Source organism: Pantoea sp. FN0305 (genome assembly GCF_050113845.1).
Taxonomy (GTDB): Bacteria; Pseudomonadota; Gammaproteobacteria; order Enterobacterales; family Enterobacteriaceae; genus Mixta; species Mixta alhagi.
Genome location: NZ_JBNJSN010000001.1, coordinates 303,751 through 323,063 on the forward strand (window position 1 = coordinate 303,751; position 19,313 = coordinate 323,063).

Annotated in this window: 23 protein-coding genes and 1 tRNA gene; 15 read left to right on the plus strand and 9 right to left on the minus strand. The window is 54.4% G+C overall.

The features are described 5' to 3' along the window. Positions 1-193: 193 nt before the first annotated feature. Positions 194-1,420, plus strand: a complete 1,227-nt coding sequence (alaC, locus tag ACQE3Y_RS01420; RefSeq protein WP_250650506.1) for an alanine transaminase — start codon at positions 194-196, stop codon at positions 1,418-1,420. A 44-nt stretch (positions 1,421-1,464) separates the two neighbouring features. Here alaC and ypdK read toward each other — a convergent pair whose 3' ends face one another. The 3 genes from ypdK to ACQE3Y_RS01435 all read right to left on the minus strand — a co-directional run bounded on the left by ypdK (position 1,465) and on the right by ACQE3Y_RS01435 (position 4,382). Continuing rightward, entirely contained in the window at positions 1,465-1,536 is a 72-nt protein-coding gene (ypdK, locus tag ACQE3Y_RS01425; protein ID WP_103061073.1) for a membrane protein YpdK, read from the minus strand. 207 nt (positions 1,537-1,743) lie between these two features. Then, positions 1,744-2,772: an HlyD family secretion protein gene (locus ACQE3Y_RS01430; protein ID WP_426980712.1), complete on the minus strand. Its 1,029-nt coding sequence runs from the start codon at positions 2,770-2,772 to the stop codon at positions 1,744-1,746. Between the two features lie 2 nt (positions 2,773-2,774). Further along, the gene (locus ACQE3Y_RS01435; protein ID WP_426980713.1) at positions 2,775-4,382 is read right to left on the minus strand and encodes an MFS transporter; all 1,608 of its coding nucleotides are present in this window, start codon (positions 4,380-4,382) and stop codon (positions 2,775-2,777) included. A 169-nt stretch (positions 4,383-4,551) separates the two neighbouring features. Between ACQE3Y_RS01435 and ACQE3Y_RS01440 the strand changes: the two genes are divergently transcribed. The 3 genes from ACQE3Y_RS01440 (at position 4,552) to ACQE3Y_RS01450 (ending at position 6,465) form a co-directional block, all read left to right on the plus strand. After that, a complete protein-coding gene (locus ACQE3Y_RS01440) occupies positions 4,552-5,334 on the plus strand; it encodes an IclR family transcriptional regulator (RefSeq protein WP_250650503.1) in 783 nt (260 codons plus the stop codon). 12 nt (positions 5,335-5,346) lie between these two features. Next, positions 5,347-5,799 (plus strand): universal stress protein, encoded by a 453-nt coding sequence (locus ACQE3Y_RS01445; protein ID WP_426971805.1) that lies wholly within the window; start codon positions 5,347-5,349, stop codon positions 5,797-5,799. 384 nt (positions 5,800-6,183) lie between these two features. After that, the gene (locus tag ACQE3Y_RS01450; RefSeq protein ID WP_426971806.1) at positions 6,184-6,465 is read left to right on the plus strand and encodes a hypothetical protein; all 282 of its coding nucleotides are present in this window, start codon (positions 6,184-6,186) and stop codon (positions 6,463-6,465) included. A 118-nt stretch (positions 6,466-6,583) separates the two neighbouring features. Here ACQE3Y_RS01450 and ACQE3Y_RS01455 read toward each other — a convergent pair whose 3' ends face one another. Together ACQE3Y_RS01455 and ACQE3Y_RS01460 are read right to left on the minus strand one after the other, a co-directional pair. Continuing rightward, positions 6,584-6,733 (minus strand): hypothetical protein, encoded by a 150-nt coding sequence (locus tag ACQE3Y_RS01455; protein WP_426971807.1) that lies wholly within the window; start codon positions 6,731-6,733, stop codon positions 6,584-6,586. A gap of 277 nt (positions 6,734-7,010) precedes the next feature. Further along, a complete protein-coding gene (locus tag ACQE3Y_RS01460; RefSeq protein ID WP_426980714.1) occupies positions 7,011-7,235 on the minus strand; it encodes a hypothetical protein in 225 nt (74 codons plus the stop codon). A gap of 102 nt (positions 7,236-7,337) precedes the next feature. Between ACQE3Y_RS01460 and ACQE3Y_RS01465 the strand changes: the two genes are divergently transcribed. After that, positions 7,338-8,210 carry an SMP-30/gluconolactonase/LRE family protein gene (locus ACQE3Y_RS01465; RefSeq protein WP_426971809.1) on the plus strand — a complete coding sequence of 291 codons (873 nt, stop codon included), beginning with the start codon at positions 7,338-7,340 and terminating at the stop codon, positions 8,208-8,210. 81 nt (positions 8,211-8,291) lie between these two features. Here the strand turns inward: ACQE3Y_RS01465 and ACQE3Y_RS01470 are convergent, their stop codons facing one another. Both ACQE3Y_RS01470 and ACQE3Y_RS01475 read right to left on the minus strand, forming a co-directional pair. Further along, positions 8,292-9,521: an L-lactate MFS transporter gene (locus tag ACQE3Y_RS01470; RefSeq protein WP_426980716.1), complete on the minus strand. Its 1,230-nt coding sequence runs from the start codon at positions 9,519-9,521 to the stop codon at positions 8,292-8,294. Between the two features lie 264 nt (positions 9,522-9,785). Next, entirely contained in the window at positions 9,786-10,091 is a 306-nt protein-coding gene (locus ACQE3Y_RS01475) for a hypothetical protein (protein ID WP_426980717.1), read from the minus strand. 151 nt (positions 10,092-10,242) lie between these two features. On the opposite strand from ACQE3Y_RS01475, the gene ACQE3Y_RS01480 reads away from it, so the two are divergent. Then, positions 10,243-10,488: a hypothetical protein gene (locus ACQE3Y_RS01480; RefSeq protein ID WP_426971814.1), complete on the plus strand. Its 246-nt coding sequence runs from the start codon at positions 10,243-10,245 to the stop codon at positions 10,486-10,488. A 527-nt stretch (positions 10,489-11,015) separates the two neighbouring features. Here the strand turns inward: ACQE3Y_RS01480 and ACQE3Y_RS01485 are convergent. Beyond that, a tRNA-Arg gene (locus tag ACQE3Y_RS01485) sits at positions 11,016-11,090 on the minus strand. A gap of 79 nt (positions 11,091-11,169) precedes the next feature. Further along, a complete protein-coding gene (locus ACQE3Y_RS01490; RefSeq protein WP_426971816.1) occupies positions 11,170-12,099 on the minus strand; it encodes a formate/nitrite transporter family protein in 930 nt (309 codons plus the stop codon). Positions 12,100-12,341: 242 nt separating this feature from the next. On the opposite strand from ACQE3Y_RS01490, the gene ccmA reads away from it, so the two are divergent. Genes ccmA through ccmI form a run of 9 tightly spaced genes read left to right on the plus strand, consistent with a single transcriptional unit; the run spans position 12,342 to position 19,288 of the window. Then, a complete protein-coding gene (gene ccmA, locus ACQE3Y_RS01495; protein ID WP_426971817.1) occupies positions 12,342-12,959 on the plus strand; it encodes a cytochrome c biogenesis heme-transporting ATPase CcmA in 618 nt (205 codons plus the stop codon). Beyond that, the gene (ccmB, locus tag ACQE3Y_RS01500) at positions 12,959-13,618 is read left to right on the plus strand and encodes a heme exporter protein CcmB (RefSeq protein ID WP_250650494.1); all 660 of its coding nucleotides are present in this window, start codon (positions 12,959-12,961) and stop codon (positions 13,616-13,618) included. The genes ccmA and ccmB overlap by 1 nt, the downstream gene beginning before the upstream one ends. A 40-nt stretch (positions 13,619-13,658) precedes the next feature. Beyond that, positions 13,659-14,402, plus strand: coding sequence for a heme ABC transporter permease (locus ACQE3Y_RS01505; protein WP_085070953.1), 744 nt, complete (start codon positions 13,659-13,661; stop codon positions 14,400-14,402). Next, complete coding sequence (ccmD, locus tag ACQE3Y_RS01510; protein WP_426971819.1) at positions 14,399-14,626, plus strand: heme exporter protein CcmD; 228 nt, start codon at positions 14,399-14,401, stop codon at positions 14,624-14,626. The genes ACQE3Y_RS01505 and ccmD overlap by 4 nt, the downstream gene beginning before the upstream one ends. Before the next feature lies 1 nt (position 14,627). Then, entirely contained in the window at positions 14,628-15,113 is a 486-nt protein-coding gene (gene ccmE, locus ACQE3Y_RS01515) for a cytochrome c maturation protein CcmE (RefSeq protein ID WP_426980719.1), read from the plus strand. Next, complete coding sequence (locus ACQE3Y_RS01520) at positions 15,110-17,065, plus strand: heme lyase CcmF/NrfE family subunit (RefSeq protein WP_426971821.1); 1,956 nt, start codon at positions 15,110-15,112, stop codon at positions 17,063-17,065. The genes ccmE and ACQE3Y_RS01520 overlap by 4 nt, the downstream gene beginning before the upstream one ends. Then, entirely contained in the window at positions 17,062-17,619 is a 558-nt protein-coding gene (locus ACQE3Y_RS01525; RefSeq protein ID WP_426980720.1) for a DsbE family thiol:disulfide interchange protein, read from the plus strand. The genes ACQE3Y_RS01520 and ACQE3Y_RS01525 overlap by 4 nt, the downstream gene beginning before the upstream one ends. Beyond that, complete coding sequence (locus ACQE3Y_RS01530) at positions 17,616-18,077, plus strand: cytochrome c-type biogenesis protein (protein ID WP_426971823.1); 462 nt, start codon at positions 17,616-17,618, stop codon at positions 18,075-18,077. The genes ACQE3Y_RS01525 and ACQE3Y_RS01530 overlap by 4 nt, the downstream gene beginning before the upstream one ends. Next, entirely contained in the window at positions 18,074-19,288 is a 1,215-nt protein-coding gene (ccmI, locus tag ACQE3Y_RS01535) for a c-type cytochrome biogenesis protein CcmI (RefSeq protein WP_426971824.1), read from the plus strand. The genes ACQE3Y_RS01530 and ccmI overlap by 4 nt, the downstream gene beginning before the upstream one ends. Positions 19,289-19,313: the final 25 nt, after the last annotated feature.

Sequence of the window (19,313 nt, forward strand, 5' to 3'; positions counted from 1 at the left end):
AAGTAACATCATAAAAAATGTGGCCATACGGCGCCACGATCTTCGCATGTTCCGCCAGCCGGCTCGACAAAAAGTTTATTTTTGCTGGCCTGTCGACAAGGGGAGCGCAGCCAGGCTATGTTCATTATTCGACCACATCAGTGGTCAGCGTCGCTCGGACGGTCCGGGCGCTTACGTATATTCTGAGGATGCTATGGCTGATAACAGCTCGTCTCGTCGTTTTTCGCGTATCGAACGTCTCCCCCCTTACGTTTTTAACATTACCGCTGAGCTGAAAATGGCTGCGCGTCGGCGCGGCGAAGATATTATCGATTTCAGCATGGGCAACCCCGATGGCGCGACGCCGCCGCACATCGTCGAAAAGCTATGTCAGGTGGCACAGCGTGACGATACGCACGGCTACTCCACCTCGCGCGGTATTCCGCGTCTGCGTCGGGCGATCTCTCGCTGGTACGCTGACCGTTATGAGGTGGAGATCGATCCCGAATCGGAAGCGATTGTTACCATCGGTTCGAAAGAGGGGCTGGCGCATCTGATGCTGGCGACGCTTGATCATGGCGATACCGTACTGGTGCCCAACCCCAGCTACCCCATTCATATTTACGGCGCGGTGATCGCTGGCGCGCAGGTGCGCTCGGTGCCGCTGGTGGCTGGCGTGGACTTTTTTAACGAGCTGGAAAGGGCGATCCGCGAAAGTTATCCCAAGCCGAAAATGATGATCCTCGGTTTCCCATCAAATCCTACCGCGCAGTGCGTCGAGCTTGATTTCTTTGAGCGGGTGATTGCGCTGGCGAAGCAGTACAACGTACTGGTGATCCACGATCTGGCCTACGCCGACATCGTTTACGACGGCTGGAAAGCGCCCTCTATTATGCAGGTACCAGGTGCGCGCGACGTGGCGGTTGAGTTTTTTACGCTGTCAAAAAGCTACAACATGGCGGGCTGGCGCATCGGTTTTATGGTGGGTAATAAAGAGCTGGTGAACGCGCTGGCGCGTATCAAAAGCTATCACGATTACGGCACCTTTACGCCGCTGCAGGTGGCGGCCATCGCCGCGCTGGAAGGCGATCAGCAGTGCGTGCGCGATATTGCGCAGCAGTATAAACGCCGCCGCGACGTGCTGGTAAAAGGGCTGCATGAGGCAGGCTGGATGGTTGAGATGCCCAGGGCTTCCATGTACGTCTGGGCCAAAATTCCCGATCGCTATGCGGAGCTGGGATCGCTGGAGTTTGCCAAACGGCTATTGCAGGAGGCGAAAGTTTGCGTCTCGCCGGGTATTGGTTTCGGCGACTATGGCGATACGCATGTGCGCTTTGCGCTGATTGAGAATTGCGATCGTATTCGTCAGGCGGTGCGGGGAATTAAAGCGATGTTTCGTGCCGATGGCATTTTGCCGGGCAATGGAAAAAGCGACCTCTGAAAGCAAATCGGGCGACGCATAACGTCGCCCCTATTTTCGCACGCTTACAGCATTAGCATGAAGGTACCAACCCAGACTAACAGGAAAAAAGAGATTCCCATCAACGCGTATTTCACCTGACAACTCCTCTGAGCGGTTATGTCGGTGGCGATCCCAGACCTGCATAACGCGAACAGAATAAAAACAAGGCGCGCTTTCTTTAGTACGACGCCTTTGCTCCGGTTAGTTCTGAATAACTCAGAACGGGATCGCGCGCTAATTTACGCGGATTCGATCACAAAATAAATAGGCATGCTCCGAGCCGTAGCCCGAAAAGCTTGCCGCTACTTCACTTTAATTTCCGGGATCACCGACATGCCTACCCGCAGATGCGCCAGGTTAGGCTGATCGGCATCCAGAACGATTTTAACCGGCAGACGCTGGACCACCTTGGTGAAATTTCCCGTGGCGTTATCTGCGGCAATGGCGGAAAAAGTCGCGCCGGTTGCGGGCGCGATGCTGTCGACGTGACCATGGAACTGCTGGCCGGGCAGCGCATCAACGGTAATCTCTACCGGCTGGCCGGGTTGCACCTTATCCAGCTGGGTTTCCAGATAATTCGCGACAATATAGCTTTGCTCCAGCGGCACCAGCGCCAGCAGGCGACTGCCGGCAGAAACATACGCGCCCTGACGCAGCGCGCGCTGACCCACCATGCCGCTTACCGGCGCTACAATACGTGTATAAGAGAGATTCAGCTGCGCCTGATCGACTGCCGCCTGAGCGGCAGCAATATCGGCCTCCGCCTGTTTCTGGCTGGCCAGTAAAATTGCCGTTTCTTTCTCCGCTGCCACTACCGCAGCCCGATTTTGCTCAACCTGAGCGGCGGCAGATCGCATGGTAGAGCTGGCCTTCTGTTGCTCGTCGGCGGTGGCGGTGCCGCTTTGCAACAGACGACGATAGCGCTCGGCGTTTTGCCCGGCGTAGCTTAAGGTCGCCTGGCTGGCGTTCACCGCCGCCTTTTGCTGGGCAATCACCGCCTGCTGCTGCTCCCGCTGGGCAACAATACTGGCAAGCTTCGCCTCGCTTAGCTGTAGGTTCGCTCTGGCGCTCTCCAGCGCAACGCGGTAGTCGCGGTCATCCAGCGTGGCGAGCAGTTCGCCCGCTTTCACCCGCTGATTATCACGCACCATCACCTGACTGATATAGCCAGAAATTTTCGGCGCAACTAACGTATAGTCCGCGGTGACCCATGCGTCATCAGTGCGATAGTCGGCCCGCATCATGCTGGACCAGATAAAGAAGGCAATAGCCAGTAAGACAATCAACAGTACCGCCAACAGGCCGGTACGTTTAGCAGGTGTTAAAGACATCGTTAAATTCCCGGTTTTGTTATAACAGGTTGTTGTAATAGCGTTTGCGGCGGCCAGACACGCTTCGGCAGCCAGGCGGTCAGCAGGATCAGCAGCAGCGCAAAAGCGATCAGCAACAGATAGCTGTCGCTGATGCTTAATATCTGCGCCTGATGCTTAACCAGCGTGGAGAAGTGGGCGATATTTTCCGTGGAGCTGATGCTGCCGTCCGGCAATAGCGGTACGGAGGCGCTGGCTTCTGCAGACGAACCGGCACGCAGCAGCCAGCTGCGGTTGGCAGCGCCGTCCAGTAAAATATGTGAATGAAACTGCTCGCGATGGCTGAGAAACCACTCCACCAGCGTACCGGCCGCGATGCTGGAAAATCCGCGCACGGTATTAAACATTGCTGAAGCAAACGGGCCTTCCGGCGGCAGCACCACCGATGTGGCGCTCATTAACACCGGCAAAATCATCATGGGCTGGCCAAAGGCCTGCATCATCTGGATCAGCCAAAAGTTCTGGCGCGCCCAGTCACCGGTAAGCTGCGAGCCCATCACACAGGAGCCTGCCATCAGCAGGGCGCCGCATGAGAGCACCCAGCGGCAGTCGATCCAGCGCAGATTAAGCAGCATGGCGATAAACGGAGCGATCAGCAGCTGCGGCGCGCCAATCATCAGCGCTAACGGCGCAAACTGTGCGGTGCGAAAACCGTCTACCTGAGAAAAGTATGCCGAAGGCAGCGCCGATCCGGAGAGGGCCAGCAGCAGCACGCCCGTCAGCGTAAGCAAACCGTGCGTCAGATTAGGACGTGACAGCATTTGCAGGCGGAACAGCGGCAGCGGATGAAACCACTCATTAATCAGAAAAACCGTCAGCAGCGCCACGCTCGCCAGCAACATAGCGCAGATCAGCGGCGAGCTGAGCCAGTCGAGACGTTCTCCGTGGCTTAACGCCAGGATTAGCAGCGCAATGCCGCTACAGCCGGTGAGCATGCCAAACAGATCCATCTGTCGAAAACGCTCAACCCGCACAGGATCCTGCGGGAGCCCCCAGCCAATCAGCACCATAGCGATCAGCATAGCCGGAATAATTTGCCAGAAAACAAAGGCCCAGCCCACGCTGTCGGTCCAGAAAGCGGCCAGGGTAGCGGCCATATTGGGGCCAAAGGTGGCGGTTAATGCATAGGCGCTCAGTCCGTAAAGCTTTAGCGGCGGCGGCAGAAAGCGCAGCGCGACCGTCATCAGCAATGGCGGCAATGCGCCACCAAATATTCCCTGCAGCACGCGCAGCGTCAGGAACAGCGGATAGTGCGTGACAAAAGGCAGCAGCGCCGCCATCAGCCCAAAACCGAACGCTACGCCAAGCGCGAAGCGACGCAGCGATAACGTAACGGCAAACCAGGGCGCGATCATCATTGCGGCGACTTCTGCCGCCTGATAGCCAGCAATAAGCCAGCTTCCCCGATCGTAACTGATGCCCAGCGCGGCGCGAATATCGGCCAGAGCCATATCGGTGACGCGATCGTTAAGCCCGGAAGCAAGGGCAGCAATCAGCACCCCGACCAGCCCCAGCGCCAGACGCAGGGTAAAAGGATGGGGAGCCGGTGCAGCGGCAGGCTGACCGTTCATAGCAGGTACTCCATAGCGTTTTTATTATGGTGTGGTGTATTGTGATGCGATACAGCGAGCGCGCATCTTACATGCCGATTAGATGTATTGCAATGTGATACAGGCTGGGAAGGTGGCATGAAATGCGCTACAGTATCGATGCCCTTCATGGAAAGAGAACAGCATGTTCATGTCTGAAAAACCGTACCATCGTGATGATGAGAAAACGGGCGGCATCCAGGTGATTGCACGCGCAGCGAAAATCCTTAACGCTCTGGGAGAACAGCCGGGCGGTATGAGTTTGGGAGAAATTGCTCAGGCGGTGGATCTCCCTCGTTCAACGGTACAGCGTATTGTGGCGGCGCTGGATGCGGCCCAAATGGTACGCAGCCACGGCGCAGGCGGCGTGCGGCTCGGGCCAGCGCTGCTGCGTTTGATCTCCAGCGTTCATACGGATGTCGTGGAAGTGGCGCGTCCTTTGCTGCAGGCGCTGAGCGATGCCACCGGAGAAACCGTTTCGCTGGCGCGCGCCAGCGGCACCCAGCTGGCAATCGTGCATTTTATCGTTGCCGATCGTGAACTGCGCGTTGTACCAAGGATGGGGCTTAATCTGCCTCTGTACAGTACTTCGGGCGGCCGCGCCCTGCTGGCGCTGGAGAGCGATGAAGATGTCCGGGCGCTGGTTGGCGATTCCTGGGATGCTATTACCGAAAACACCATTAAAACCTTGCCAGAGCTGCTGCGGCAGTTAAAAGAGATCCGCCAGAGCGGCGTCTCTTTCGATCGTGGTGAAACCCTGGAAGGGATCTCTACGATGGGCGTTGCGCTGGATACCTTGCTGGGACGCTTTGCCGTTTCGCTGCTGGTGCCGGCGGCGCGCTTTCACAGGAATGAGGCGTTCTATCGTGATGAAATACTAAGATGTAAGGAAGCGATGACGCGTGAAATTGGCAAACATCTGGCGCATGACTGAGGAATAAACAGAATGACAACCTTGCTGGTCGCAATAGATAACTCGGATCACTCACGTAAAGTCGTCTCTCTGGCAACGGAGCAGGCGCGAGCGTTAAAAGCGCAGGTGATGGTGCTGTGCTGCATCGATCCGGCCTATGCCACCTGCGGCGAGCCGCTGGATATTACGGCTGGCGAAGATCCGGCTGACTTCGGCGCGGCGCTGGATGAGCAAAACACCGCAGAGCTGGTGATTCGCCATGCGCTGGCACAGCTGCTGGGAGCAGGAATCGTTGCGCGCGGTCGCGTGGTGGCGGGCGAATCGGCGGAGACCATTGTGGCGCAGGCCGCCGTGCTGGATGCCCAAATGATTATTATGGGGCGTCGCCATCTTTCGCCGTTTAATCGTCTGCTGAAAGGTTCCGTGAGCGCAGCGGTTATTGAGCGTGCGCCTTGTCCGGTACTGGTAGACGTTCGCGCGCAGTAACGGGATCGGTAGAAAACTTTGCAGCATTCTCTTTCTGTGCGCGTTCTGTTGCTGGCGAGGGTGCCATCGCACTTCCTGACAGGTAAACGCTCAGCGTTGTGCGTATGATGCTCAGCGCTAACGCCGGATAATCCACAAAAAAAAGCCCGCTTCAGGCGGGCATTCGTAGTTAACTTATTATTATCTATCGTAAAAAACCTGGTGTGTAGCACAGATATCATGGCATCTGTAGAGATAATCGCATTTAACAGTCAGCAGCTCTAAACGTTAAATTGAATCGATTCAATAGGTAAAACCATCAATCCACCGCTGCGCTTTAAGCAGCATTCCGATTGTGCCTTTATGGCTGCCTGTTAAGATGCCGCACCAGCATAAGGAAGAATTATGAAAAGCAAAATTTACGGCGTTTTGGCGCTGTTTTTATTAGCAGGCTGTACGGCCAGCAAACCAGGCGCGTTCGAACGAGTGGATGAAGATCTTGTTTCACATACGGTGCAGTATCGCTATCACCCGAAAAAAGTGGATAAAGATGCGTTGAAGCTTGATGTGACCAACTATTGCCACGCTCAGGGCTTTGATTTGGTTGAATCATTACCTCCGCAGGATAGCCATGTGCCGGGATTAACCACGGTCTGGTATCAATGTAATTTCGCTTTAAAAAGCTAAAAAAGAAAAGGGCGAGAATATTCTCGCCCAACTTTTCCTACCTTATTTTTATTATATTGCTGTGTGCAGGCTTTGCCCGCCAGGTATGTTGCTGTGACCTACCCGTTTAGAATTTTTTTTACCATCCTCGATGATGATGGCGCCAGCCCTTATGATGGCCGTTATCGTGCTGCCAGCCCTTATGATGCCCGCGATCGTGAGCAATGATACATCCGCTTAGCATGCTGACAATCGCCAGTACAGAAGCGCTTTTTATCATTATTTGCATGATCAATTCTCTTATTGCCTTTAATGCCGTTCACTATAAAAGCTAAAAGTGAAGGAATAACGGCACTAATGTAGAGTTTAATATTTAAATATTTATAAATGTTTCAATGCAATTAAGAGTAGAGTAAAAGGGCCGCGCAAAAATATAGGAATGGGCTGAATGGAAAGCAATAATAGCAGGAATTATCCTAAACGCAACCCCTCATCTATATTCTCATTCTCATTTGCCGTCCAGGTGATTAGTTTTTCCCTGGCCATTTTTTCAAAGGGAGAAATATTTACCTTGCCGGGCCGATAACAAGTGAAAATATTAAAGCATTGCCCAGGAAATAACTGGCGATCCTGAAGAAGGATTCTGGATAAATATACAGGTAAATAATTAATAAAGTGCTTAATCCGGGCGCTATAGCTTTATCTGTATGGATCGCCATGATAAGAGCGGAGGCAGTCCGGCGCGTAGCTGCAAAATGTTTTACTGATATCCACAGGTGATGACCACGCATGGCAAAGCCTGAAATCGTGATTATTTTGCCTGGCGGGTAAACCCCGACACGGCAATTTCCGCTACAGTTTATGCACCAAATGCGTAGCGAAAAGGAGCCATAATGAACTGGCAGGTAGAGCGCGTTTTACCCATTGAGGCCGAACTGGGCGAATGCCCGCTCTGGTCAACCGCAGAGCAGGCGCTGTGGTTTGTTGATATTCTGGCCCCGGCGATTCATCGCTTTGATCCAAAAAGCGGCGAACACCGGGTATTCCCACAGCAGGAAGAGGTGGGCTGTATCGGTTTGCGCCGTGAAGGCGGCCTGGTAGCGGCGTTGCGCAGCGGCGTCTGGTTTATTGACGCACAGGGAAAGCCGGAGCGTAAAATAGCTGATAATCCAGGTGAAGCGAGTAAAAGCCGCTTTAATGACGGGCGCGTCGATCCCTTTGGCCGTTTCTGGTGCGGCAGTCTGTGGGAGCCTCAGGATCGTAACGGCGCGAAGCTCTGCCGTCTCGATAAAGATCTACAGCTGCATGTGATCGATGAGGATATCAAAGTCTCTAACGGTCTGGCTTTCTCCCCCGATCGTCGCTGGATGTATCACAGCGACACGGCGAACCATGTGATCTGGCGCTATTCGCTTGATGCTGAAACCGGCGAGAACGGCAAGCGCGAGCTGTTCCGGCGTTTTAGCGATGGGCTAATGCCGGATGGGGCGGCGGTAGATGAAGAAGGTTTTTACTGGTCGGCGATGTTTGATGGCGGACGTATCGTGCGCATCGATCCAAATACCGCAGAGATGGTAGATGAAATTCCACTACCGGTGCGCTGGCCGACGATGGTCGCCTTTGGCGGCGAGGATTTGAAAACGCTCTATATCACATCCAGTCGGGAAAATCGTAGCGCAGAAGAACTGGCGCAGTACCCATGGTCCGGAAGCCTATTCGCGGTACGGATGCCGGTTGCTGGTCTGCCTGAACCCTCGTTTGGTTAAAAGAAACCGGACGGCCTGTAGCGCGTCCGGTGTCTGAATAACAGCCTGCCGGGTGCCCTGATGGCTTACCCGGCAGCAGTATCAACCGCGTTGCAAAACCTGCTGCATGCTGCGCTCCCGATGCGGTATACGAATCATCAACGACATCACCAGTGAAATAACCAGCAGCGTCATAATCAGGCTGAACGTCACGGTAAAGCCGCCAAACAGCGAAGCGATAAGCGAACCCAGCACGCTGCCGATACCAAAACCCAGGTAAATAACGCCGTAATTTTTCGTCAAATTATTAAGACCAAAGAAATCACTGACCAGGGAAGGGTACACGGTAATGGTGCCGCCGAAGCTAAAGGCGATGCAGGCAACGGAAATAAAGAAAGTGGTTTCGTTCATCTGAGTAAACAGCAGGATAGCCATGCCTGCCAGTGAAACGACCTGCGCCAGTGTAATAACCCGGATGCGGGCAATTTTATCTGACAGCACGCCTAAGATCAGACGACCGCTCAGGTTGGCGATAGCGATAATCGTCACCGCACTGGCTGCGGTTTGCGTACTGAGATGCACCATACCCTCGCCGATATCTTTCGCTACGCCAATCACATACAGGCCGCTCATGCAGGCCGTCAAAAACATCAGCGCCAGCATCCAGTACTGCGGCATACGCATTGATTGCGCCAGGCTGAAATCGCGCGCGGCGGCCTCGCCGTTCTTGTTTTGAGAAACCTGCTGCTGCGGCGCATCCTTCATCAGCAATGCGCCTAAAATCACCATGCTCATGGCGAGGGCACCCCAGATTAAAAAGGTATTTTCCAGCGTGAAATGCGCCAGCAGGCTGCTGCAGATAAATTTAAAGCCGAGGCTGCCCAGTCCGTAAGCGCCGATAGCGCAGGCGGAGATAACGCCTTTGCGTTCCGGGAACCATTTTACGCAGTTCGATAATGTCATCAGATAGCCTGCGCCATCCGCCAGACCAACCAGCACGCCTGCGCTCAGCCACAGCATCAGCAGAGAATTGGCCTGCGCCGTAAGATAAAAGCCCAATGCCAACAGCAGACCGGCGCCGATAGCAACATTGCGCACGCCAAAACGCTCCTGTAGCTTGCCGGCTACCGATGACGAGAGCGCCAGCCCGAGACTGAGTAAACCAAACGAGAAGGCGACCTGGCTAACCGGCGCATCCAGTTTTTGCGATAGCTGACCGTTAAACAGGCTCCAGGTATAAACAGAGCCGAGTGCAAATTGAGTAATGATGGTACCGAGTAGCGTTAGCCAGCGAACTGAATCTGGAACGGACGAGAGGTTTGCTCTGCTCATTATCTTCTCCCTGAGAGAATGCCTTAATTAGCCTGATAATAGAGCCGGTGCATCTTACTACGGGGAAAATTGCCGTGAACAGCCATGCGTAAGGAATAAAGTGCCTGTTTCACGGCATGAACGGCATTGCATTAATTAATAAGAAGAAGGCTGACGAGCGAAGGGAGGTTAAAACCAGGGCTCAAAGGTGAAACTTTGGTAAACATTTTGCTAAACAAGGAAAATATATTATTGCAATCGCGATCGTATCGCAATTTGTTTGGTTTATCTGACCGATCTGTTTAACGCAGCATTAAGCCGGTCCAGATAAAACTGTCGCAGCGCCTGACCTAACTGCTGGCGACGTGCATCCGGATAAGAAGCGAGCCAGCTATCAACAAAAGGCTTACAGAGAAGAAAAGCATGATTAACGATCGCCTCTGGCGCTTCGTTGCTGCCCATCTGCGGCAAAATATGGCCATTAAGGCAGTCGGTCATCGGATTAACATGCGTTAGCGGGTTAGCTAAGGTTGCCGGCATAACGTTAACCAGCAGACTAAATAACAGCGCGCCACGGGCAATAAACCGCATAATTTCTCTCCTGACAGGCATTTTTTCCGTGAAGATATCGCTAAATCGCAAGCAAACTTCAATAAGCGTTGCAATATATTTCCTCTCGGGAAAATTTATACCGGAAACTATTATTTGTGCCAGACTTAGTTTTTACATAAAAGGAGGAAATATGAAAGACCGAGCATATGAATCCACTGCCAAAGAGGACGAAGTCTGTTGTCTTATCGGTCGTGCTGTTATTGAACTGAGTGACGCCAGTCAGCCATTAAACAAATCGACCCTCTCGCTCAAGCTGCTCTCTATGGCAGACAGTGAAAGCGATGATGACCGGGTTCTACTCTACTGGCTGGCAAGGAAAGCGCTCAACCAGCCGCATCAGGTAGTAAACCTGAGCGCCTTCCGTCAGGCGCGTTAAGCTAAACCGGCAGGCATGGAGGCCTGCCATGGGTTCAGAGGTATAAGAAAGGCGCTCATCTGTCCGGCTCTGTTTATTGTGCGGTGAAAAGCGCTGGGATTGTTTTTATTTAGTGTTAATTAGACTCATCAGGCGATAGTGGTTTTTATTGCGAATCTACACCAGCAACATGTGAAATATCTTCAGACTAATAATTTTTTTATATAATTTATTAAAATGGATATGTTTAACTTCAAGGCTGTGCTGATATCTGAGATGTTTATAATAGGCACTTCTCTTATTTTACTGCCACGAAAATTTATAATTTATCTTCAGCGAAAACGGTACGCCGCTAAACACTTAGTGTGGCTGAGCGCTTAATGCCTGCAGTGCCCAATAGTTGAACATCTAAAATAGCTGGCGACTTACCATGATTGCGGTAGCAAAACAAAAAACAGATGGGTAATAAGTGATGGTGAATCAAACGGGAGTTCTGGTTGCGCCTGCCAGGATTTGGCGAGCGTAAGTGAAGTTAACAAACGCTGAGATGGCGTCCCCTGCAGGAATCGAACCTACAACTAGCCCTTAGGAGGGGCTCGTTATATCCATTTAACTAAGGGGACAGCGGCGGGCAGTATAGCGCAATTTGTTCACCAGATTAACCACTTACCCGCCTGACTGCTTATTCTGTCAGCAATTTTGTCATTTACGCTGGTTTTTCTGCGCTTTCTCCCCCTGCTGCGCCTGCTTTTTCTGTTTCGCTTTTGCCTGCGCTTTTTGTTCAGCGCTCATATCGTTGCGGATTTGCGCATGACTGATCAGCGCGAAAATGAAGGTGCCGCCGATAATATTGCCTGCCAGCGTCGGTATCGCGAAGGGCCAGATAAACGCCTGCCACGGCAGCTCGCCGGTAAACACCAGATAGCAAACCTCTACCGAACCCACCACAATATGCGCAAGGTCCCCCAGCGCCACCAGCCAGGTCATCAGAATAATCACCAGGATCTTGGCGGCGCCTGCGGAAGGGAACATCCAGACCATGGTGGCGATAATCCAGCCGGCAATAATGGCGTTAGCGAACATCGCTGTTGGCGAATTCTCCATCACTTTTTCACTGATATGCGTAAAGGCAAGACGCGTGGCATCATCAAAAATTGGCATATGGGCAAAGGCCAATGCAACCAAACCCGTGCCGATCAGGTTCCCCAGCAGCACCATGCCCCAAAGACGTAGCAGCAGTAGAAAATTACTGCCGCTCGGTTTATGCATTATTGGCAGTACGGCAGTAACGGTGTTTTCCGTAAACAGTTGCTGGCGCGCCATAATGACAATAATAAAGCCGAAGGTATAACCCAGGTTCTCCAGCAAAAATCCCCCTGGAATATCGCCCAGGTGTACCTGAAAAATACCTTTGGCCATTAGCGAAGCGCCCATGGAAAGGCCGGCGGCGATGGCAGACCACAGCAGCGCTATGCTGTCGCGTTCCAGCTCTTTCTCACCCTCCTGACGGATCTGTTCATGAATCGCCGCCGCGCCTGAAGGCAGTTGCTCTTCATCAACCTCAATCTCTTCTCCCTGATCCTTTTCCTCGCTTTCCACTTCCGGTTCATCGTTCTTATGTTGTGACGTCATAATTCACCCTGCGTTATTAACCAGTGATTTAAGCGTAGCCAGTTTTCAGGTAAGTAAAATGTGACCTGATTTTAGAATAAAAGTAACAAACCTTTAATATCGTGTTTTTTTTCAACAAAAGAGCTATCTTCTGCAGCTTATCTATTCATATCAGTACTTTCTAAACGCAAGCACGGACTTCGGCCGAATACTGACTTATGTTATTATCGCGGCCCGATTCAATAGCGCGAACGATTCCTTTTATGTTGGAAGTCACCAGCCTGACCTGCATTCGCGATGACCGTATTTTATTCAGCGACCTTAATTTCACGGTGAATAGCGGCGACATCGTGCAGATTGAAGGGCCTAACGGCGCGGGTAAGACCTCACTGTTACGTTTACTGGCGGGCTTGAGCCGTGCAGAAGAGGGCGAGGTGCGTTGGCAGGGAGAGCGTCTTCAGCAGCAGCGCGAGCAATGGCAACGCGATCTGTTGTTCCTTGGGCATCAGCCTGGCGTGAAAAATGTTCTGTCGCCGCTGGAAAATCTCACCTTTTATCATGCCGAATGTGATGACGAGCAGTGTTTCGCCGCGCTTGAAGCAGTAGATCTGACGGGATTTGAAGAGATAGCAGTAGCGCAGCTGTCGGCGGGCCAGCAGCGGCGCGTTGCGCTGGCGCGGCTGTGGTTAAGTCAGGCGCCGGTGTGGATTTTGGATGAGCCTTTAACGGCGATTGATGTTAATGGCGTCGAAAAGTTAATGACGCTGTTTGTGCAGCATGCGCAACGGGGCGGCATGGTGATTCTTACCACCCATCAGCCGCTGCCTGATGCAGCCTGGCCACTAAGAAAAATTAGCCTGACGGCAGGAGAACGCATCTGATGTTATGGCGCGTGATAAGCCGCGAGCTGCGCATCGCCTTTCGCAGCGGGGCGGAAATCATTAACCCGCTGTGGTTCTTTTTGATTGTGATTACGCTATTCCCGTTGGGGATTGGGCCTGAGCCGCAGCTGCTGGCGCGTATTGCGCCGGGCGTGGCGTGGGTCGCCGCCTTGCTCTCATCGCTGCTGGCTCTGGAGCGGCTGTTCCGGGATGACTTTAACGATGGCTCTCTGGAACAGCTGTTGCTGCTGCCGACGCCGCTGCCAGTGACGGTGCTGGGAAAAGTGATCGCGCACTGGCTGATCACCGGCCTGCCGCTGTTGCTGTTGTCGCCGCTGGCCGCGCTGCTGCTGTCGCTTGATTTTAACGGCTGGCGTGCGCTGGCACTGACATTGTTACTCGGTACCCCGGTGTTGAGCCTGCTTGGGGCGATCGGCGTGGCGTTAACCGTGGGCCTGCGCCGGGGAGGCGTACTGCTTAGCCTGTTGGTATTGCCACTGGCGGTGCCGGTGCTGATTTTCGCCAGTGCCGCCATTGATGCCGCCAGCATGGGGCTGCCCATCAGTGGTTATCTGGCGATTCTGGGGGCCATGCTGGCGGCCAGTCTCTGCCTGGCACCGTTTGCGACAGCGGCCGCGTTACGTATCAGCCTGCACTAAGACAGGCTATGAATTTATATTTTTACCGTGAGCAATAACAATGTGGAAATGGATACATCAGCTGGCGAAGCCCGAACGGCTTTATCAGTTTAGTGGTCGCTTAGTGCCGGGATTTGCACTGCTGGCGACCGTGGCGCTATTTATTGGCTGGAGCTGGGGATTTGGTTTCGCGCCGGCAGATTATCAGCAGGGAGAGAGCTATCGCATTATCTATATCCATGTGCCTGCCGCTATCTGGTCGATGGGCATCTACAGCGCAATGGCCGTTGCCGCTTTTACCGGTCTGGTATGGCAGATGAAGATGGCTGATTTAGCCGCAGCCGCTATGGCGCCGGTTGGTGCAATTTTTACCTTTATCGCGCTGATTACCGGAGCGGCCTGGGGGAAACCAATGTGGGGCACCTGGTGGATCTGGGACGCGCGACTAACGTCAGAGCTGGTGCTGCTGTTCCTCTATATGGGCGTTATCGCACTGTATAACGCTTTTGATGACCGGCGTCTTGCCGGACGCGCCGCCAGTATTTTGATTCTGGTGGGCGTAGTAAATATCCCCATTATTCATTTCTCCGTACAGTGGTGGAATACCCTGCATCAGGGTTCCTCAGGCATGTTACAGCAGGCGATTGCGCCTGAGATGCGCGTGCCGCTGCGCTGGTCGATTATCGGTTATCTGCTGCTGTTTATTACCCTGACGCTGATGCGGCTGCGCAATTTGATCTTACTGACCGAACGTCATCGTCCCTGGGTCGCCGCACTGGTGAATAAGGGAGGGCGATCCGCATGAAGCCTGCATTTTCTTCCTGGCACGCTTTCCTGGCTATGGGCGGCTACGGCTTTTATGTCTGGCTGGCGGTGAGCGTCACGCTACTGTCACTGGCCGCGCTGGCAGGACATACCTTATGGCAACGTCGTCAGCTGTTAAAAAGCGTCCGACAGTATCAGGCGCGTGAACGCCGCATCAGGGCGGCAAAAATGAAACGGGCCGCCAGCGAAGCGGCAGGAGAGTGATGTGAATACCCGTCGTAAAAACCGCCTTTATGTGGTCGTGGCGATTCTGACTGGCCTGGGCCTGGCAACGGCATTAGTGATGTATGCGCTGCGCGCTAATATTGACCTGTTCTATACCCCCAGCGAAATTCTCTATGGCAAAGGCGAAGCGCATACGCTGCCTGAACCCGGTCAGCGGCTGCGCGTTGGCGGTATGGTGATGCCCGGCAGCGTTAAGCGGGATGAAAAAACGCTGCGCGTCTCTTTTAAGCTGTATGACGCCAACGGCGTGGTTAACGTTAGCTATGAAGGCATCCTGCCCGATCTGTTCCGCGAAGGGCAGGGCGTGGTGGCGCAGGGCGAATTGCAGGTGGGCAATTTGATCCAGGCAAAAGAAGTGCTGGCGAAGCATGATGAAAAATATACTCCGCCGGAAATCAGCGATGCGATGAAGAAAAACCATCACGGAACCGTGGCGGCAGCGCAGCCGCAAGGTGATCGCTCATGATGCCAGAAATCGGTCATTTCTTGCTCTGTCTGGGGCTGGCGCTGGCGCTGCTGTTGAGTCTCTATCCGCTATGGGGCGCAGCGCGCCAGGACAGCAGGTTAATGGGGCTGGCGCGACCGCTCGCCGTTGGCCTGTTCTTCTGCGTGGCTGGCAGCTTTCTGCTGCTGGTGCATGCCTTTGTGGCTAATGACTTTACTGTTGCCTATGTGGTCAGCAATTCTAATAGCCAGTTACCGCTGTATTACCGCATCGCTGCCACCTGGGGAGCGCATGAGGGATCGCTGCTGCTGTGGGTATTGATGCTTAGCGGCTGGACGCTGGCGGTGGCGATATTTAGCCGCGCCATGCCACAGGATGCAATCGCGCGCGTGCTGGCGGTTATGGGCATGATTAACTTCGGCTTTTTGCTGTTTATCATTTTTACGTCCAACCCATTTGCCCGTACCTTGCCGGACTATCCCATTGACGGCCACGATCTGAATCCGATGCTGCAGGATATCGGTCTGATTTTCCATCCGCCGCTGCTCTATATGGGGTACGTTGGCTTTTCAGTGGCCTTTGCGTTCGCTATCGCTTCGCTGATGGCGGGGCGGCTGGATACGGCCTGGGCGCGCTGGTCGCGGCCCTGGACACTGGCGGCCTGGCTGTTCCTGACCATCGGTATCGTGTTGGGTTCCGCCTGGGCCTACTACGAACTGGGCTGGGGCGGCTGGTGGTTTTGGGATCCGGTGGAAAACGCCTCCGTTATGCCGTGGCTGGTGGGCACCGCATTGATCCACTCGCTGGCGGTAACGGAAAAGCGCGGTGCCTTTAAAGCCTGGACCGTACTGCTGGCGATCGCAGCCTTCTCCCTCAGCCTGCTGGGAACATTTCTGGTGCGCTCCGGCGTGCTGGTTTCGGTGCATGCTTTTGCCTCCGATCCGGCTCGCGGCATGTTTATCCTCGCGTTTCTGGTGATCGTTATCGGCAGTTCGCTGTTGCTGTATGCGGTAAAAGGCGGGCAGGTGCGCAGCAGGGTGCAAAACGATTTCTGGTCACGCGAGTCATTCCTGTTGGGCAACAACGTATTGTTGATGGCTGGCATGCTGGTGGTGCTGCTGGGAACCCTGCTGCCGCTAGTGCACAAGCAACTGGGGCTGGGCACTATCTCGGTGGGCGAACCCTTTTTTAATACCATGTTCACCTGGCTGATGGCGCCTTTTGCGCTGTTGCTGGGCATCGGCCCGCTGGTACGCTGGCGACGCGATGAACCGCAAAAGCTCTGGAAGCGGCTGGCGCTGGCGCTGTTGATCACGCTGCTGCTGTCAATCATCCTGCCGTGGCGGATGCAGGATCGTATCGAGGCGATGACGGTAGTAGGCCTGATCATGGCGCTGTGGGTGATTATTCTCACGCTGCTGGAGCTGCACGAGCGCGCCACGCATCGTCATACTCTGCTACGTGGCATCCGGCATCTCTCCCGCAGCCACTGGGGCATGGTGCTGGGGCATCTGGGCGTTGCGGTTACGGTGATCGGCATCGCCTTTAGCCAGAATTACAGCATTGAGCGCGACGTACGCATGAAGGCGGGCGACAGCGTGGATATTCATCATTATCACTTTGTTTTTCGCGACGTACGTGAACTCAACGGCCCTAACTACAGCGGCGGAGCGGCAATCATTGAGGTGACGCGTGACGGCAGGCCGGAAGCGACGCTGCGGGCGGAAAAGCGCTACTACAGCGTGGCGCGCAGCATGATGACCGAAGCGGCGATTGATGGCGGCCTGACGCGCGATCTCTACGCCGCGCTTGGCGAGGAGCTGGATGACGGCTCCTGGGCGGTGCGTATTTATTACAAACCTTTTGTGCGCTGGATATGGTACGGCGGCCTGTTTATGGCCTTCGGCGGCCTGCTTTGCCTGCTGGATCCGCGTTATCGCAGCCGTAAAAAAGCGCAGCGGGAGGAGGCATGAACAAGAAACTTTTTTATATTCCGCTGATCCTGTTTTTGCTGCTGGCGCTGGCGCTAATGTGGCAGCTAACGCGCAACGCTGAAGGCGACGATCCGACGCGGCTGGAGTCGGCGCTGATCGGTAAGCCGGTGCCGTTGTTTAAGCTGGAGTCGCTTGAGCGTCCGGGACAGGTTTACGATCAGGCGGCACTGGCGGACGGCAAACCGCTGCTGCTGAACGTCTGGGCAACCTGGTGTCCTACCTGCCGCGCCGAGCATCAGTATCTGAACAGGCTGGCAGAGCAGGGCGTGCGGGTGGTCGGTCTGAATTACAAGGATGACCGCGCAAAAGCGGTGAACTGGTTAAACACGCTGGGAAATCCTTATGCGCTGAGCCTGTATGACGGCAGCGGCATGCTTGGGCTGGATCTGGGGGTATATGGCGCGCCGGAAACCTTCCTGATTGATGGTCAGGGCATTATTCGCTATCGCCATGCGGGCGATCTCAACGCACAGATCTGGCAGCGGGAAGTCGCGCCGCTGTGGCAAAAATATAGCAGGGAGGCGGTACAATGAAGCAGCTATTCATGTTGCTGGCGGGGCTGTTGTTCAGCCTGAACGCGCTGGCAGCGATTGAAACCTGGCAATTTGATTCTGCCGCGCAGGAGCAGCAGTACCGTGAGCTGACCGCCTCGCTGCGTTGCCCAAAATGCCAAAATAATAGCATTGCCGATTCGAATGCGATGATCGCAGCAGATATGCGCCTGAAGGTCTATCAGCTGTTGAAGCAGGGCCAGGATAAGCATCAGATTACGCAGTATATGATCGACCGCTACGGCAATTTCGTTACCTACCAACCGCCGGTTACGCCATCAACGCTGATCCTGTGGGCCGGTCCATTGCTGTTTATTATCGCGGGGGCGCTGGTGATTTTTCTACGCAGCCGTCGTCAGCCGGACGCCGACGAGCAACTGAATGCGGGCGATCAACAGCGCCTTGACGCGCTGCTGAAAGATCACAGGAAATCGTCATGACTCTTTTCTGGATAGTGCTTACCGCTCTGCTACTGGCTGGGTTGCTATTACTGTTAACCGCTGGCTGGCGCGGTGACCGTCAGTCGCCGGTGGACCGCGATACGTTAAATAAAATGTTCTACCAGCAGCGCCTGAATGAGCTGGAGCAGGATGAGGCACAGGGCGTGATCGCCGCCCGTCAGCCGATGGTGCAGGAGCTACAGCAAACGTTGCTGACCGATATTCCTTGCTCTTCTTTATGCACACCGGCGCGTCCGCTAAGTCGCTGGGTGCTGCTGCCCGGCGCACTGTTGCTGGTGGTGGTTAGCCTGGGATGTTATCTGAAAACCGGCGATCTGCCGGGCCTGATCGTCTGGCATCAGGTGCAGGATGATTATCCCGCGCTGCGCGCGCGTTTGCTGGATCCGCAGGCGCAGCCGCTAACGCCGGAGGAGCTGGCGCGTCTGGGGCTGGGGTTGCGCACGGCGCTGCAGCAGGATGGCAGTAAGCTGCATGACTGGCTTATGCTGGGGCGCATCGGCATGGTGTTGAATAATCGCGATACGGCCGTTGAGGCGTTTCAGCGCGCATTACAGCTGGCGCCGAATAACGAAGAGGTAAAACTCAGCTATGCTGAAGTGCTGACCCGCTCCAGCGATCCGCAGGATAACCGTGAAGCGCAGGCGATGCTCAACGTTATGCAACAGCAGGATCCGGCGAATATGCGTCTGCTGAGTCTGATCGCCTTTAATGCTTTTCAGCAGCAAGAGTACACACAGGCAATTAACGCCTGGCAAACCATGCTGAGGCAGTTACCGGCCAGCGATCCACGTACAGAACAGGTGCAGCGAAGTATCCAGCAGGCGAAAACGGCCGCCGGACTGCAAACCAGCCAGCTTTCGCTCACTATCACGCTGGCAGATGCTGTAGAAAAAATGTTACCGCCGGGCGGAGTCATGTATATTTCTGTTTCCGACGGTGTTTCACCGGTTCCGGTGGCAGTGAAAAAGCTGCCGCTGAGTCATTTTCCGCTATCGCTGACGCTGGATGACAGCAATGCCATGATGCCGGAACGTCTGCTTTCGGCGCTGCATCAGGTGCAAGTTCGCGTGCGTATCGCGCGTGACGGCAGCGCAACTCCCCGGCCAGGCGACTGGTTCGGCGAGAGTGCGTTAACGCCTTTTGATGGTCATCAGCATCTTGCTGTTGAGATTAATCAGCAGCAGCCCTGAAGCGGTAAGCAATTAATTATACAGG